The 15,382-nt window shown below is 74.2% G+C and carries 14 protein-coding genes; 11 read left to right on the forward strand and 3 right to left on the reverse strand.

Annotated features, from left to right (window positions below):
* Positions 1 to 2: 2 nt before the first annotated feature.
* From BUE29_RS20150 to BUE29_RS20195, 11 genes are all read left to right on the forward strand, one after another.
* The gene (locus BUE29_RS20150) at positions 3 to 1,061 is read left to right on the forward strand and encodes an MSMEG_0568 family radical SAM protein (protein WP_073392268.1); all 1,059 of its coding nucleotides are present in this window, start codon (positions 3 to 5) and stop codon (positions 1,059 to 1,061) included.
* A gap of 5 nt (positions 1,062 to 1,066) precedes the next feature.
* On the forward strand, positions 1,067 to 2,473 hold the full coding sequence (locus BUE29_RS20155) for an MSMEG_0567/sll0787 family protein (protein WP_073392361.1): 1,407 nt from the start codon (positions 1,067 to 1,069) through the stop codon (positions 2,471 to 2,473).
* On the forward strand, positions 2,470 to 3,315 hold the full coding sequence (locus BUE29_RS20160; protein WP_073392269.1) for a carbon-nitrogen hydrolase family protein: 846 nt from the start codon (positions 2,470 to 2,472) through the stop codon (positions 3,313 to 3,315). Before BUE29_RS20155 ends, BUE29_RS20160 begins: the two co-directional genes overlap by 4 nt.
* The gene (locus tag BUE29_RS20165; RefSeq protein ID WP_073392270.1) at positions 3,315 to 4,574 is read left to right on the forward strand and encodes an MSMEG_0569 family flavin-dependent oxidoreductase; all 1,260 of its coding nucleotides are present in this window, start codon (positions 3,315 to 3,317) and stop codon (positions 4,572 to 4,574) included. Before BUE29_RS20160 ends, BUE29_RS20165 begins: the two co-directional genes overlap by 1 nt.
* The gene (locus BUE29_RS20170; protein WP_073392271.1) at positions 4,574 to 5,404 is read left to right on the forward strand and encodes a carbon-nitrogen hydrolase family protein; all 831 of its coding nucleotides are present in this window, start codon (positions 4,574 to 4,576) and stop codon (positions 5,402 to 5,404) included. Before BUE29_RS20165 ends, BUE29_RS20170 begins: the two co-directional genes overlap by 1 nt.
* A gap of 5 nt (positions 5,405 to 5,409) precedes the next feature.
* A complete protein-coding gene (locus BUE29_RS20175) occupies positions 5,410 to 6,510 on the forward strand; it encodes an MSMEG_0565 family glycosyltransferase (protein ID WP_073392272.1) in 1,101 nt (366 codons plus the stop codon).
* A gap of 73 nt (positions 6,511 to 6,583) precedes the next feature.
* Positions 6,584 to 6,958, forward strand: a complete 375-nt coding sequence (locus BUE29_RS20180) for a DUF485 domain-containing protein (RefSeq protein ID WP_073392273.1) — start codon at positions 6,584 to 6,586, stop codon at positions 6,956 to 6,958.
* Positions 6,955 to 8,589, forward strand: a complete 1,635-nt coding sequence (locus BUE29_RS20185; RefSeq protein ID WP_073392274.1) for a solute symporter family protein — start codon at positions 6,955 to 6,957, stop codon at positions 8,587 to 8,589. Before BUE29_RS20180 ends, BUE29_RS20185 begins: the two co-directional genes overlap by 4 nt.
* A 121-nt stretch (positions 8,590 to 8,710) precedes the next feature.
* Positions 8,711 to 9,265, forward strand: a complete 555-nt coding sequence (locus BUE29_RS20190) for a DoxX family protein (RefSeq protein ID WP_084181602.1) — start codon at positions 8,711 to 8,713, stop codon at positions 9,263 to 9,265.
* A gap of 68 nt (positions 9,266 to 9,333) precedes the next feature.
* On the forward strand, positions 9,334 to 9,507 hold the full coding sequence (locus tag BUE29_RS22925; RefSeq protein ID WP_200800342.1) for a hypothetical protein: 174 nt from the start codon (positions 9,334 to 9,336) through the stop codon (positions 9,505 to 9,507).
* Between the two features lie 258 nt (positions 9,508 to 9,765).
* Entirely contained in the window at positions 9,766 to 11,040 is a 1,275-nt protein-coding gene (locus tag BUE29_RS20195; RefSeq protein ID WP_073392275.1) for a sensor domain-containing phosphodiesterase, read from the forward strand.
* Here the strand turns inward: BUE29_RS20195 and BUE29_RS20200 are convergent.
* The 3 genes from BUE29_RS20200 to BUE29_RS20210 are packed head-to-tail and all read right to left on the reverse strand — an operon-like array spanning position 11,003 to position 15,372.
* Positions 11,003 to 13,321, reverse strand: coding sequence for a HelD family protein (locus BUE29_RS20200; RefSeq protein ID WP_084181550.1), 2,319 nt, complete (start codon positions 13,319 to 13,321; stop codon positions 11,003 to 11,005). The genes BUE29_RS20195 and BUE29_RS20200 overlap by 38 nt on opposite strands.
* A gap of 33 nt (positions 13,322 to 13,354) precedes the next feature.
* Positions 13,355 to 14,125, reverse strand: a complete 771-nt coding sequence (locus BUE29_RS20205) for an SDR family NAD(P)-dependent oxidoreductase (RefSeq protein ID WP_073392276.1) — start codon at positions 14,123 to 14,125, stop codon at positions 13,355 to 13,357.
* Positions 14,122 to 15,372 carry an arginine deiminase gene (locus tag BUE29_RS20210; protein ID WP_200800343.1) on the reverse strand — a complete coding sequence of 417 codons (1,251 nt, stop codon included), beginning with the start codon at positions 15,370 to 15,372 and terminating at the stop codon, positions 14,122 to 14,124. Before BUE29_RS20210 ends, BUE29_RS20205 begins: the two co-directional genes overlap by 4 nt.
* Positions 15,373 to 15,382: the final 10 nt, after the last annotated feature.

Raw genomic sequence — 15,382 nt, forward strand, 5'->3', positions numbered from 1 at the left:
CCGTGACGAGCACCAGCCTGCGGGCCGACCTCGCCGTGCACGGCGTGGCGGTGGACGCTCCCGTCCGCCGCCGCGCCGGCGCGGGGCCGTCCGACGACGGTCACGTGCTCCTCGGCGGGGTCGGTGCGGCGCTGCCCATCGTCCCGACGAGCAAGTACCGCGTCCGCGGCGGCCGGCTGCTGCTCGAGGGCGCGGACCTCGGACTCGACGTCGCCCCGGTCGCGCGGCCGCGCTTCTACGACCTCGAGACCGCCGACGGCGTCCCCTACGAGAAGATCGCGCGGCTGCACGGCCGCGACGTCCTCGCCACGACGGTGGTGCAGACCTGCATCCGCTACGGCGAGGACGAGCGCTGCCGGTTCTGCGCGATCGAGGAGTCCCTGCGGCAGGGGTCGACCACCGCGGTCAAGACCCCGGCGCAGCTGGCCGAGGTCGCCGCGGCGGCCGTCCGGCTCGACGGCGTCACGCAGATGCTGATGACGACCGGCACGTCGGCCGGGCGCGATCGCGGCGCGCGCCACCTCGCCCGCTGTGTCGCCGCGGTGACCGCCGCCGTGCCGGGGCTGCCCGTGCAGGTGCAGCTCGAACCGCCGGCCGACCTCGCCGTGCTCACCGAGCTGCGCGACGCCGGCGCGGTGAGCATCGGCATCCACGTCGAGTCGATGGACGACGACGTGCGCCGTCGCTGGATGCCGGGCAAGGGCTCGGTGCCGATGGCGGAGTACCGCGACGCGTGGCGCGAGGCCGTCCGCGTCTTCGGACGCAACCAGGTGTCGACCTATCTCATCGTCGGGCTCGGCGAGGAGCCCGACGACCTCGTCGCCGGGGCGGCGGAGCTGATCGACATGGGCGTGTACCCGTTCGTCGTGCCGTACCGGCCGATCGCGGGGACGCTCGCCACCGAGGTCGACCGCGCCACGGCGCCACCGTCGTGGCTGGTGGCCGAGGTGTCGTCACGCGTGGGTGACCTCCTGTCGGCGGCCGGCATGCGCGGTGCGGACCAGAAGGCGGGCTGCGCAGCCTGCGGTGCCTGCAGCGCGCTCTCGACGGCGGGCGGGTGAGCCCGGTGGCCGACGTGCTCGGCTCGGTGCTCATCGGCGCCGTCGCGACGCCGCTGCGGGACTGGACGGTCGAGGTCGCCGACGACGCCGCGGGCCTGGCCGCCTACCACCGGCTGCGGCACGACGTGTTCGTCGCCGAACAGGGGCTGTTCGCCGGCAGCGACCGCGACGACGTGGACGACGACCCGCGCACGGTCGTGCTCGTCGCACGCACGAGCAGCGGTGACGTGCTCGGTGGCGTGCGGATCGGCCCGGTCGTCGAACCGGACGTCGGATGGTGGCACGGCGGTCGCCTCGCGGTCCGTCCGGACGCGCGTCGCACCGCCGGGCTGGGCGGTGCGCTCGTCCGCGCCGCGTGCGCCCACGCCGAGCGGCTGGGGGCGCTGCGCTTCGAGGCGACCGTGCAGGCGGCCAACGTCGCGCTGTTCCTGCGCCTCGGCTGGCGACCGGTGGGTGACGTCGCCGTCGCGGGGCACCCGCACGTCGCGATGCGCTGGCCCGTCGACCGGTTCGCCGCGCAGGCCCGCGCCACGAAGGGCGCGCTCGGCGCGCTGCTCGCCGGGCTGCACCTGGGCGGACCGGGCTTCGTCGGCGACGACGGCGCGCCGGTACCCGGCACGGACGTCGTCGCCGCGTGCGACGCCATCGTCCCGTCGCTCGTCGAACGCGACCCCGCCTGGGCGGGCTGGTGCGGCGTGCTCGTGAACGTCAACGACCTCGCCGCGATGGGGGCCGAGCCGCTCGGCCTGCTCGACGCCGTCGGCGCCCGCGACGCCTCGTTCGCCGCGCGGGTGATCTCGGGCCTGCGGGCCGCGGCCACGGCGTGGGACGTCCCGGTGCTCGGCGGCCACACCCAGTTCGGCGTCCCGGCCGCGCTGTCGGTGACGGCCCTCGGACGTGCCGCGCAGCCCGTCCCCGCCGGTGGCGGTCGGGCCGGTGACGTCGTGAGCCTGACGGCCGACCTCGGCGGCGGCTGGCGTCCCGGTCACACCGGACGGCAGTGGGACTCGACCAGCATCCGCCGCACTCCGGAGCTGCGGGCGATGGGCGGCATGGTCGCGCGGACGGCGCCGGCGGCGGCGAAGGACGTCAGCATGGCCGGCGTCGTCGGCACCCTCGGCATGCTCGCGGAGGCGAGCGGCTGCGGCGCCGTGCTCGACGTCGCGGCGGTACCCACCCCGGCCGGGGCCACGACGGCGGACTGGCTCGGCTGCTTCCCCGGCTTCGCCATGCTCACCGCCGACGGCACCGACCGTCCGGTGGCCGATGCGGGACCCGCGGTCAGCGCTGCCTGCGGCGAGCTGGTTCCCGGGGCCGGCGTCGCACTGCGCTGGCCGGACGGCGCCGTCACCACGGCGGTGCCAGCCAGTGTCACCGGGCTCGGTCCGGCCGACGGAAGGACGCAGCCGTGAGCAGGATGACGGTGGCCGCGGTGGCGGCGAATTTCGGGCGGGATCTCGACGACTCCTTTGCGCGGATCAGCGCAATACTCACCGAGGCTCGGGAACGCGGGGCGCGGCTCGTCGTCCTGCCGGAGGCGACCCTCGGCGGGTACCTCGCCAACCTCGACGGTGCCGGCGCGGTCTCGCTGCCGCCGGCGCTGGACGTCCACGGCCCCGAGGTCGCGCGGCTCGCGGCGCTGGCCGGTGATCTGGTCGTCACCGCTGGCCTCTGCGAGGCCGCCGGCGGCGAGCGCTACAACACCGCGGTCGCGGTCAGCGGGGACGGCGTGCTGGGCGTGCACCGCAAGGTCCACCAACCGCTCGGCGAAGGGGCGTCCTACGCCGCGGGCGACCGGTTCCGGGCCTTCGACACCCCGATCGGCCGGCTCGGCATGATGATCTGTTACGACAAGGCCTTCCCCGAGGCCGCCCGCGCCCTCGCGCTGGACGGTGCCGACGTCGTGGCCTGCATGTCGGCGTGGCCCGCGGCGCGCACGCACGCCGCGCCCGATCTCGCCGCCGACCGGTGGACCCGCCGCTTCGACCTGTTCGACCGCGCGCGGGCCCTCGAGAACCAGGTGCTGTGGGTGTCGGCGAACCAGGCCGGCACGTTCGGCGACCTGCGCTTCGTCGCCAGCGCGAAGATCGTCGACGTGGGCGGCGACGTGCTCGCGACGACCGGTACCGCTGCGGGCGTCGCGTACGCCGACGTGGACCTCGCCGACATGCTCGGCGGCGCGCGCAACGGCGGCATGTGTCACCTACGCGACCGGCGCACCGACGCCTACGCCCTCGCAGCGGTGGGGGCGTGATGCGCGCCCCCGAGCGACGCGACGTCGTCGTCGTGGGCGGTGGACAGGCCGGCCTCGCGGTCAGCTGGTACCTGACGCGCAGCGGGATCGACCATGTCGTGCTCGAACGCGACACGCGCATGCACAGCTGGGCCGACGCCCGCTGGGACTCGTTCTGCCTCGTGACGCCGAACTGGCAGTGCCGGCTGCCCGGCCACCACTACGACGGTCCGGAGCCCGAGGGCTTCATGGTCGGCAAGGAGATCGTCGACTGGCTCGACGGCTGGCTGACGACGTTCACCCCGCCGCTGCGCGAGCACACCGCCGTCGGCTCCGTACGCCCGGCCGAGGACGGCGCCGGGTTCGATGTCGAGACGTCGGGCGGGCGCATCCGGGCCGCGCGGGTCGTCGTCGCGACGGGCGGCTACCACCTGCCCCGCGTGCCGCGGCTGGCCGAGCGCCTGCCCGAGGACGTCGAGCAGGTGCACTCGTCGCGCTACCGCAGCCCCGACTCGCTGCCCGCCGGGCCGGTGCTCGTCGTCGGCACCGGCCAGTCGGGTGCGCAGATCGCCGAGGACCTGCTGCTCGCGGGCCGCGACGTCCACCTCGCCGTCGGCAACGCGCCCCGCTTCGCGCGCCGCTACCGGGGTCGCGACGTCATCTCCTGGATGCACGACACCGGGCACTACGACAAGCCGGTCACCGACAAGCCGCCGGCGGAGCGCACCGAGGACCGCACGAACCACTACGTGACCGGTCGCGACGGTGGTCGCGACATCGACCTGCGTTCCTTCGCGCGGCAGGGGATGACGCTGCACGGCCGGCTCCGCGAGGTCGGCGGAGGTGACCTGGTGTTCGACGGTGACCTCGAACGCAACCTCGACGCCGCGGACGACGTCTACAACGGCATCAACGCGCTCATCGACGCGCACATCGCCGCCCGCGGTCTGTCGGTGCCCGAGCCCCCGAGTCGTTACGAGCCGGTGTGGCGCCCCTACGGCTACCGCGGCTCGCGGCTGCGGGCGGCCGAGCTGGCCGCGGTGGTGTGGGCGACCGGTTTCACGCGCGACTACCGGTGGCTGCACGCTCCCGTGTTCGACGGCGCCGGCCACCCGCAGCACGTCCGTGGCGTCACGCCGGTGCCCGGCCTGTTCTTCGTCGGGCTGCCGTGGTTGCACACCTGGGGCTCCGGGCGGTTCGCGGGCATCGAGCGCGACGCCGCGCACGTCGCGGCCGCGCTCGGCGCCGCGGTGCCCGCCACCCCGGTCGCCGCCGACTGATGGCGGCACTGCGCATCGCGGCCGCGTCGGCGCACTTCGGCCGCGACCTGCCCCGTTCGCTCGAACGCATCGGGTCGGTCGTGGCGGCCGCCCGCCGGGTCGGCGTGTCGCTGCTGGTGCTGCCCGACGCCGCCCTCGGCGGCTACCTGGCCGACCTGCGCTCGCCCGATCCGGACGCGCTGCCGCCCGCGCTGGATCCCGACGCGGACGAATTCGCGCAGATCCGCGCGATGGCGGGCGACCTGGTCGTCTGCCTCGGGTACTCCGAGCGCGCGGACGGCCGGCTGTGGAACTCGGCGGTGTGCCTGACCGGCGACGGTGTCCTCGGTCGCTACCGCAAGGTGCACCAGCCGCCCGGCGAGGCCCTGGTCTACGCCGCCGGCGACCGCATCGCGGCGTTCGACACCCCGGTCGGCCGGCTCGGCATGCTCATCGACTACGACAAGACGTTCCCGGAGGCCGCGCGCACGTTGGCCCTGGACGGTGCCCGGGTCGTCGCGTGCCTGTGCGCGTGGCCGGCCAGCCTGACCCAGCGGGCACCGCGGCTCACGCAGGACCGGCAGTCGCGGCTGTTCGACCTCTACGACTGCGCCCGCGCCGCGGAGAACCAGGTCGTGTGGGTGGCGGCGAACCAGACGGGCACGATGGGCGGCCTGCGCTTCCTCGGCCAGTCCAAGGTCGTGGGCCCGGGTGGCGAGGTGCTGGCGCGGACGTGGGCGAAGGCCGGTCTCGCCGTCGCCGAGGTCGACGTCGACGCCGAGGTCGAGCGGGCGCGGCTGGTGCTGCACCACCTGCGGGAACGCCGTCCCGACCTCTACGCGGAGAAGTAGCCGCGGTGCGCATCGCGCTGCTCACCTACTCCACCCGCCCGCGCGGTGGGGTCGTGCACACCCTCGCGCTCGCGGAGGCCCTGGTCGAGCTCGGTCACGACGTCGACGTGTGGTCGCTCGCGCGGGGCGGGGACGCCGGCTTCTTCCGGCCGGTCGATCCCGCGGTGGGGGTGCGGCTCGTGCCCTTCCCCGAGGTCGAGGGCGAGTCGGTGGGGACGCGCATCCTGCGGTCGATCGACGTGCTGGGCACCGCCTTCGCGGCGGTGGGCCACGACTACGACGTGGTCCACGCGCAGGACTGCATCAGCGCGAACGCCGCGCCCCGGTGCGTCCGGACGATCCACCACCTCGACACCTTCACCACGCCCGAGCTCGCGGCCTGCCACGAGCGGGCCGTGGTGACGCCGTACGCCCACGTGTGCGTGTCGCACGCGGTGGCCGCCGAGGTGCGCGCCGGCTGGGGGATCGCGGCCACCGTGATCCCCAACGGCGTCGACGCCGCTCGCTTCGCCGGCGTGGCGGCGGCCGACCGCGACCGTCGTCGCGCGGAGCTCGGCCGCTACGTGCTGGCGGTCGGCGGCATCGAGCCGCGCAAGGGCAGCGCCGATCTCGTCGAGGCCATGGCGCACGCGCGCCGCCGCGACCCCGGCCTGCGGCTCGTCGTCGCCGGCGGCGAGACGCTCTTCGACTACCGCGACTACCGGGCCGCGGTGCTGGCCCGGGCCGCGGCACTCGACGTCGAGCCGGTGCTGCTCGGGCCGGTGGCGCACGACGCGCTGCCGTCCTACGTGGCGGGGGCGACCGCGTTCGCCTTCCCGTCGGTCAAGGAGGGGTTCGGCATGGCCGCGCTCGAGGCCATGGCGGCCGGCGTCCCGGTCGTGATGCGCGACCTGCCGGTGCTGCGCGAGGTGTTCGCCGGCGCCGCGACCTTCGCCGCCGGCCCGCACGACCTCGCGGCCGGCCTGCTCGCCGCCGCTCGCGGGCCGGACGCCGAGCGGGTCGGCCGGGGCCGTGCCCTCGCCGAACGCCACACCTGGCGCGCCGCGGCGTCGGCCCACGCCGACCTCTACGCCGCCCTCTGCCAGCCCACCGCCCCGCACCTGTGACCCGGCTCACAGCTCATACCCAGGCAATTGCGGTCTTTTCCTCGGCAACACCCGCCGGTCGAGAGGACTGCCCATGTCGTCGTCGTTGGGAAAGCGTGAGCCGGAGCGGCCACCCGTCGACCGCGACGCCCCGACCGAGACCTACGTCGACGTCGCGAACTCGCCGGAGTTCGACGCGCTGCGGCGGACGTTCCGTCGCTTCGTGTTCCCGATGTCGGCGCTGTTCCTGACCTGGTACCTCGTCTACGTCCTGCTGTCGAACTACGCCGGCGACTTCATGGGGACCACCGTGGTGGGCAACATCCACCTCGGGCTGGTGATCGGGCTGCTGCAGTTCGTGTCGACCTTCGTCATCACGATGGTCTATGCGCGCTGGGCCGGTCGACGGTTCGACCCCGCCGCCGAGGATCTCGCCCGGCGCGTCCACCTGCCCGAGCAGCACGCATGAGCGCGCCCCTCGCCGACGACCTCGGCGAACCCGGCGTCAACATCACCATCTTCGCGCTGTTCGTGGTCGTCACCCTCGTCATCGTGCTGCGGGTGTCGCGACGACGGGCCGGCGCGTCGGAGTTCTACGCGGGCGGGCGCAACTTCACCGGTCCGCAGAACGGTGTGGCGCTGGCCGGCGACTACCTCTCCGCGGCCAGCTTCCTGGGCATCGCAGGCGCGGTCGCGATCTACGGCTACGACGGGTTCCTCTACTCCATCGGCTTCCTCGTCGCGTGGCTGGTCGCGCTGCTGCTGGTGGCCGAGCTGCTGCGCAACACGGGGCGCTTCACCATGGCCGACGTCCTGTCCTTCCGGCTGGCGCAGCGACCGGTCCGGGCCGCGGCCGGGCTGTCCACGCTGATCGTGACCTTCTTCTACCTGCTCGCGCAGATGGCGGGGGCCGGCGGTCTCGTGGCGCTGCTGCTCGGCGTCGAGTCCAAGGGCGGGCAGGCGCTCGTCATCGCTGTCGTGGGCGTGCTGATGATCGCCTACGTCCTCGTCGGCGGCATGCGCGGCACGACCTGGGTGCAGATCATCAAGGCCGCCCTGCTCGTCGTCGGCGCGGCGGTCATGACGGTGTGGGTGCTCGGCAAGTACGGCTTCAACGTCTCCGAGCTGCTCGGCGCGTCCGTGACCAAGGCGGGCGAGGGCGGTCAGGCGCTGCTCGACCCCGGCAAGCAGTACGGGCTCACCGGTCTCACCAAGCTGGACTTCCTGTCGCTCGGCCTGGCGCTCGTGCTCGGCACGGCCGGGCTGCCGCACGTGCTGATGCGCTTCTACACCGTGCCGTCGGCCAAGGAGGCACGTCGCTCGGTCGTCTGGGCGATCTGGCTCATCGGCATCTTCTACCTCTTCACCCTCGTGCTCGGGTTCGGGGCCGGCGCGCTCGTCGGGCCCGAGTCCATCGCGGCGGCACCGGGCAAGGCGAACTCCGCGGCGCCGCTCCTGGCCTTCGAGCTCGGTGGCACGTTCCTGCTCGGCATCATCGCCGCGGTCGCCTTCGCGACCATCCTCGCCGTCGTCGCCGGGTTGACCATCACCGCGAGCGCGTCGTTCGCCCACGACGTCTACAACAACGTGATCAAGCACGGGCAGGTGTCCGGCGAGGGAGAGGTGAGGGTCGCGCGCGTCACCGCCGTCGTGATCGGCGTCGTCGCGATCGTCGGCGGCATCCTGGCCAACGGGCAGAACGTCGCGTTCCTGGTCGCGCTCGCCTTCGCGATCGCGGCCAGCGCCAACCTGCCGACCATCCTGTTCTCGCTGTTCTGGCGACGGTTCAACACGCGCGGCGCGCTGTGGAGCATCTACGGCGGGCTCACGTCGTGCCTCGTCCTGATCGTGTTCTCGCCGGTGGTCTCGGGCAAGCCGGCGGGGCCGGACGGCAAGAGCACGTCGATGATCACCGACCCGTCGATCGACTTCCACTGGTTCGGCCTCGACAACCCCGGCATCGTCACGATCCCGCTGTCGTTCCTGCTCGCGGTCGTCGGGACGCTCACCAGCCGCCGCGGCTCCACGCCGGAGAAGGCGGCCGAGATGGAGGTGCGCAGCCTCACCGGGGCCGGCGCCGAGCGCGCGGCCACCCACTGACGGCCCACCGCGCGGGGCCGTGCCTGGGAGCGCGATGTGCAAATCGGGGCAACTGCCCGCAAACACCTGACGTCCGCTACGGTCGATAGTTGAACGTTCACCGACTCAGGGAGTGATCCTCGTGGCTGCAACCGCCACCCCGACCACCGACCGTGCCGATGCGACGCCGACGCCCCGGACGCGCGGCCGATTCAGCGAACACGACCTCGGCCTGCTGGCGATCCGCGTGATCGCCGGCGTGGTCTTCATCGCCCACGGCGGGCAGAAGCTCTTTGGCTGGTTCAACGGCAACGGCCTGACCGGCACGGCGCAGTTCTTCGAATCGGCCGGGTACAGCCCGGGCAAGCCGCTCGCGTTCCTGGCCGGGCTGGCCGAGCTCGGCGGCGGCGCGCTGCTCATCGTGGGGCTGGGCACGTCGTTCGCCGGTGCCGCGCTGATCGCCACGATGGCCGGCGCGACCGCGGTCAAGGCGGACGCCGGCAAGAACGCCTTCTTCGCCATGAACAGCGGCTACGAGTACGAGCTGCTGCTCACCGTGCTGGCGCTCGGCATCACGCTGGTGGGGGCCGGTCGGCTGTCGATCGACCACGGGCGGCCCTGGGATCGCGGCGTCGTGCGATACGCGCTCGCCGCGGGCGGGATCGTCGTCGGGATCATCACGGTCCTGGTTCGCTGACCGGGTCCCCTGGGTACCGCTGACCGCGGACAGTCCGGACAGCACCGCAGACCGTGAAGGAGACACCGATGGGCGAGACCCACAAGGCCGGCGAAGGCGTCAGCGACCAGGAGATGGTCGAGCAGGTCAACGACCAGACCTCAAGCGACGAGAAGTGGGCCGACGTGTCGAAGCGAGAGGCCGACGGCGCCACGACCGACACCGAGCTGGCGAAGGCCGACGCCGACGAGATCGAGGGCTGAGCGCCGACTCTCCGGCGACGCCGGCCGTCACCCGGCATCTCTGCGGAGCCCCGCGACCGCACGGTCGCGGGGCTCTGTCGTGTCACCGGCCCGTTTCGCGGCCGTGGCAAGCGGGGCAACCGGGTCGACTTCGGGCAAACGGACGGTGCCGCGGACTACTCGGCCAGTACCCGCTCGCCGCTGCCCCCCGGGACCGGGCACACTGGCTGCGCACGCACGAATCGCACGGGGGATGCGAGGACGGGGAGCTGCACCGCGATGTCACGGCCGCCACGCACCGGCGGAGGGGTAGATCTCGTCGACCGCGCATTGGCGGCGGGCCCGCCGGTGATGCTGTACCAACCGGTGGTCGACCTGACCGCGTCCGCCCGTCCCGTCGTCGGCTACGAGGCGCTCGCGCGCTGGCCCGGCCTCGGTGACGTGACCACGGCTCAGCTGTTCGCCGAGGGGGATCGCGGTGGACGGCTGGCCGAGCTGGACTGGACGTGCCGCACCGCGGCGTTGCGTGGCGGGCTCGAGTCGGGCATCGACACCGACACCGCGTTGTTCGTCAACGTCGAGCCGGTCGCGTCCCGGTTGCGGCCGCCCGAGGAGTCGCGCCAGATCTGGCGCACCGCGGCCGAGCGGCTGACGATCGTGCTGGAGCTCACCGAGCGCAAGATCCTCACCGAGCCGTCGGCGCTGCTCGCGGCCGTGGACGAGGCTCGCGACACCGGCTGGTGGATCGCCGTCGACGACGTCGGGGTGAACCCCGACTCGCTCGCCATGCTCGAGTTCATCCGGCCGGACATGGTCAAGCTCGACCTGACCTTCGTGCAGCGCACGATGGACGCCGAGGCAGCGCGCACGCTGCGCGGAGTGTCCGCGTACTGCGAGCGCACCGGTGCGCTGATGCTCGCCGAGGGCATCGAGACCGAGGAGCAGCTCGAGCGGGCGCTGGCGATCGGCGCGTCGCTCGGCCAGGGCTACCTGTTCGGCCGACCCGCCGGCCTGCATCCCGGCACCGCGCCGCTGCGCGCCCGCCGCGTCAGCCGGATCGACGCCGCGCCGACCCCCTACCAGCTGATCTCGGAGCGGCGCGGCTACCGCATCGCCCGCAAGGCCGTGCTGCGGCAGTTGACCGACGAGATCGAGGCACAGGCCGCGACCCTGAACGACCCGCCGGTCGTGCTCTGTGCGGTGCAGAGCGCGTCGCGCTTCGGCGCCGACGTCGCCCGCCGGTACTCCTCGTTCGCGGTCCGCTCGCCGATGGTGGTGGTGTTCGGCGTCGGGATGCCCCGCCGCCCCGCCGAGGGCACCCACGGTGCGGACATCGCGCCCGACGACCCGCTGCGCGACGAATGGGTGCTGGTCGTGCTCGGCACGCACGGCGCGGTCGCGCTCGCGGCGCAGGAGCTCGTCGCCGAGAGCGAGCGCTCGGTCGACGACGACCGTCGCTTCCGCTACGTGATGACGCAGGACCGCGAGCTCGTCGTCGCCGCGGGGATGTCGCTGCTCAATCGCTTCGTGCGGGCCGAGACGGGCGAGGACTGAGACCGGCGGGCAGCACGGCCGAGTGGACGACGTGCAGTCGCTGCGTCGGCCGGGTGAGGGCGACGTAGAGGTCGTTGACCCCGCGCGGCGACTCGGCGACGATCGCCGCAGGCTCCACGAGGACCACCGTGTCGAACTCGAGCCCCTTCGCGGCGGCGACGGTGAGCACGGACACCGGCGAGCCCAGCGCGTCGGAGTCGGCGGTCACGATCCCCTCGGGCAGGGCCGCGCGCACGGTGGCCACCGCGGTGTCGTGCCCGGCCGCGGGCGTGATGACGGCGACCGTCCCGCCGCCGCTGTCCTGCCGCTCCCGGGTGACGACGTCGGCGAGCGCGGCGGCACCGCAGGGATCGTCCGCGGTGCGGGTGAAGACCGGTTCGTGACGCCCCACCCGCGCCGACGTCGGCGCCTGCACCGACGATCCGGCCGCGCGCAGCACCGCCGCGGCGAGGTCCATCACCTGCTCCGGGGTGCGGTAGTTGACCGTCAGCTCGGCCTGCCGCCAGCGGTCGCCGACGTGGGGCGCGAGGACGTCGGACCAGGCCGTCGTGCCCGCCGCCGAACCGGTCTGCGCGACGTCCCCGACGACGGTGAACGAGCGGGACGGGCAGCGGCGCATGAGCAGCCGCCACATCATCGGCGAGAGCTCCTGCGCCTCGTCGACGACGACGTGCCCGAACGCCCACGCGCGGTCGGTCTCGGCCTGCTCGGCGACGGTGGCGAAGGAGCCGCCGCCGGCGTAGCGGGACGCCAGCTGCTCGGCGGTACCGAAGTCCGCGCCGCCGAAGGTGTCCTGCACCTGCCGGGCGTACTCGACCTCGGCGCGACGCTCGGCCTCGGCGCGGGCGGCGGTCACGGTGGCGTCGCTCGTCTCGTCGGCACCGAGCAGCTCGGCGGCCTCGTCCAGCAGCGGGACGTCGGCGGCGGACCACGGGGCGCCGCGGTCGCGCCGCAGCCGGGCCCGCTCGTCGCGGCCGAGCCGGGGGGCGGCCTCGGCCAACCGCTCCGGCACCGCGAACAGGTCGCGCAGCAGCCGCTCGGGGCTGATCGGCGGCCAGCACAGGTTGAGCTCACGGCGCACGTCGCGCGCCGCGTACAGCTCGGCGAGCAGTCCCGGGCGGGTGTCGTCGTCGACGTCCGTCCCGCGGGCCGCGGCGAGCGCCCGCACCAGGTGGCGCATGACCACCGACACGAAGGTGCGGCGGGCGACGTTGTGCGGGGCGCGTGAGCGGCGGGCGGCCTCGCGCGCCTCGCGCACGTACCGCGGCTGCAGCCTGATGACGGTGCCCTCGACGTCGAGCGGCCGACCGGAGTTGATCAGGCGCTGCCGCCGCTTGACGGCCTCCGCGATCACCCGGGCCATCCGCAGCTCGCCCTTGAGGGTGACGACGTCCGCGGTCTCGACGGCGGTCGCGACGACGCCCTGGTAGAGCTCGCCCGGCGTCGCCATGACCACGGCGTCGGCCTCGCCCAGAGCGGGCAGCACCTGGTCGATGTAGCGCAGGAACACCCGGTTGGGCCCCACGAGCAGCACGCCGGACCGGGCGATCCGCTCCCGGTTGGCGTACAGCAGGAACGCGGTGCGGTGCAGCGCGACCGCGGTCTTGCCCGTCCCCGGCCCGCCCTGCACGACGAGCACCCCGGCGAGCGGTGCGCGGATGACCGCGTCCTGGTCGGACTGGATCGTCGCCACGATGTCGCGCATCCGTGACCCGCGGGCGGCGTCGAGGCTCGCGAACAGCGCGCCCTCGCCGACGACGACGTGGCCGCCGTCGACGCCCGCCGCCTCGAAGCCGGCGAGGTCGAGCACCTCGTCCTGGATGTCGGTGACGCGGCGGCGCGTGGTGGAGATCTGTCGGCGTCGCAGCACGCCGCCGGGTCGTGCCGCCGTGGCCTGGTAGAACGGCTCGGCCGCGGGTGCCCGCCAGTCGACGAGCAGCTCGTGTCGCTCCTCGTCCGACAGGCCGATGCGCCCGACGTAGCGACGCTCGCCGGTGTCGACGTCGAGCCGACCGAAGCACATGCGCGCCTCGACGTTCTCGAGCGTGCGCACCCGCTCGCCGTACAGGCGCATGAACGCGTCGCGCTCGGTCCGGGCCCCGGGGGTGCCGACGGTGCCGCTGCTCGCCGTACGCGCCAGCGCCGCCCTGGCGTCGGTGAGCAGCCGGTCGCGCAGCTCGTAGAGGCGCGTCACGTGCCGCTGCTCGATCGCCAGTTCGGCCTCGACGACCTCGGGGGCCGGTGCTGCCGGTGCGGCCGGGGGGTTCTGGTCTTCGCTCACGATCCGATCAGGCTAGCGGGACGCGTCCCGGGGTCACCGCTGCTCCGGGTCGGGTCCACGCACCGAGCGTCCGCCGTCGACGGGGACGATCGCGCCGGTCACGAAGGAGGCCGCGTCGGAGAGCAGATAGGCGACCGTGTCGGCGACCTCGTCGCCCCGGCCGACCCGGCCGAGCGGGTGCAGGTCGGCCATGTCGGCCCGCGTCGCCGCGGCATCCTGGGCGGGCAGGTCGTCGAGCAGCTGTCGGTAGCGCTCGGTGTCGATCGACCCGAGAGCGACGGCGTTCACGCGGATGCCCTCCGGGCCGTGGTCGACCGCGGCCGCGCGGGTCAGCCCCTCGATCGCCGCCTTCGCGGTCGCGTAGGGGAGGGCGCCGCGCACCGGGCGCTGCGCCTGGTGACTGGAGACGTTGACGATCGCGCCGCCGCGGCCCGCCGCCCGGAACGCCGCGACCGCGGCGGCGCACCCGACGACGGCCGGGGCCAGGTTGGCCTCGACGAAGCCGAGGACGGCGACGGGGTCGGTCAGCTCGGCGTCGCGGAACACCGCGGCGTTGTTGACCCACCCCGCGAGCGACCCGGTCTCGGCCGCCCGGCTCGCCGCTGCCGTGGCGACGGCGGGGTCCGCGGCACTGCCGGACACCGCGGTCACCGCCGGCTCGTCGGCCGTCCACGACAGCGCGTCGGCGTCGAGGTCGAGCGCGACCACGGCACCGTCGCGCGCGAGGCGCTGCGCGATCGCGCGGCCGACCCCGCGACCGGCGCCGGTGACCACGTACGCGCGACGGGCGGCGGCGGGGCTCATCCCGCGGCGACCGGGTCGCGCACGATCGGGCAGGTCATGCACCGTGCTCCGCCGCGGCCGCGGCCGAGCTCGCCGCCGGACACGGTGAGCACCTCGATGCCGTGCTTCTCCAGCAACGCGTTCGTCACGACGTTGCGGTCGTAGCCGACGACCACGCCGGGTTCGAGGGCGAAGTAGTTGTTGCCGTCGCTCCACTGCTCGCGCTCGGCGGCGTGCGGGTCGTCGCCGGCGCGCAGCACCCGTACCTCGTCGACGTGCAGGGCCTCGGCCAGCGCGGTGACGAGGTCGCCGGCCGGCGTCACCCGTAACGGCGTCCCGGCGTCGTCGCCCGGCGTCAGCCGCCACGCGCGGAGTGCCTCGAGGTCGAGCATCGGGTACGCGACGAAGGTCGCGACGTCGACCATCGTGAGCACGGTGTCGAGGTGCATCGTGGCGCGCGCGGCCGGGATGTCGACGGCGAGGACGGTGCGCGCCGAGCCCGCGGCGAACAGCCGGGTCGCGAGCAGCTCGACCGCGCTCGGGGTGGTGCGCTCGCCCATGCCGACCAGCACGACGTCCTCGCTCAGCACGAGCAGGTCGCCGCCCTCGAGGGTCGCCGGCCGGTGGTCGCGGTCGTCGTCGCCGTAGAGGAACGTGAACTGCGCGTCCCGGAACAGCGGGTGGTAGCGGTACACCGCCCGGGTGTGGACGGACTCGCGCTGCCGGGCCAGCTTGGCCATCGGGTTGACGGTGACGCCGGAGCCGATCCACGCGGAGTTGTCGCGCTGGAACAGCGTGTTCGGCAGCGGGGGGAGGACGAGGTCGTCGGCGCCGAGCGACTGCCAGTGCAGGCCGGCGGATGCGGTGAGGTCGACGTCGGACTTCAGCACCCCGCCGATCAGCAGGCCGGCGAGCGTGCGCGCGTCGGCGTCGTCCACGAGACGGCGCAGCGAGCGGGCCATCTGCTCGCCGAACCGCTCGGGGGTGCAGGTGCGCTCGACGACGAACTCGCGGCCGTCCGCGGTGTCGAGCGCGCCGGTCAGCAGCTCGGCGAAGTGGTGCACCGTCGCGCCGCGGCTCGCGAGCACCTCGACGAACGCGTCGTGCTCCTCGCGGGCACGGTCGGCCCACGGGACGTCGTCGAAGAGCAGGCCACGGATGTTGCTCGGCGTCAGCCGGTCGAGCTCGCGGCCGGGGCGGTGCGTGACGACGTGGCGCAGCCGACCGATCTCGGAGCCGAGGTGGGGGAGCAGGACGGGATCGGTCACGCGTCCAGCA

Source organism: Jatrophihabitans endophyticus, assembly GCF_900129455.1.
GTDB classification, from domain to species: Bacteria; Actinomycetota; Actinomycetes; order Mycobacteriales; family Jatrophihabitantaceae; genus Jatrophihabitans; species Jatrophihabitans endophyticus.

Excerpts from the sequence above, each read along its gene's own strand:
- BUE29_RS20165 (WP_073392270.1), top strand. The coding sequence starts at position 3,315 with ATGCGCGCCCCCGAGCGACGCGACGTCGTCGTCGTGGGCGGTGGACAG.
- BUE29_RS20170 (WP_073392271.1), top strand. The coding sequence starts at position 4,574 with ATGGCGGCACTGCGCATCGCGGCCGCGTCGGCGCACTTCGGCCGCGAC.
- BUE29_RS20180 (WP_073392273.1), top strand. The coding sequence starts at position 6,584 with ATGTCGTCGTCGTTGGGAAAGCGTGAGCCGGAGCGGCCACCCGTCGAC.
- BUE29_RS20185 (WP_073392274.1), top strand. The coding sequence starts at position 6,955 with ATGAGCGCGCCCCTCGCCGACGACCTCGGCGAACCCGGCGTCAACATC.
- BUE29_RS22925 (WP_200800342.1), top strand. The coding sequence starts at position 9,334 with ATGGGCGAGACCCACAAGGCCGGCGAAGGCGTCAGCGACCAGGAGATG.
- BUE29_RS20195 (WP_073392275.1), top strand. The coding sequence starts at position 9,766 with ATGTCACGGCCGCCACGCACCGGCGGAGGGGTAGATCTCGTCGACCGC.
- BUE29_RS20205 (WP_073392276.1), bottom strand. The coding sequence starts at position 14,125 with ATGAGCCCCGCCGCCGCCCGTCGCGCGTACGTGGTCACCGGCGCCGGT.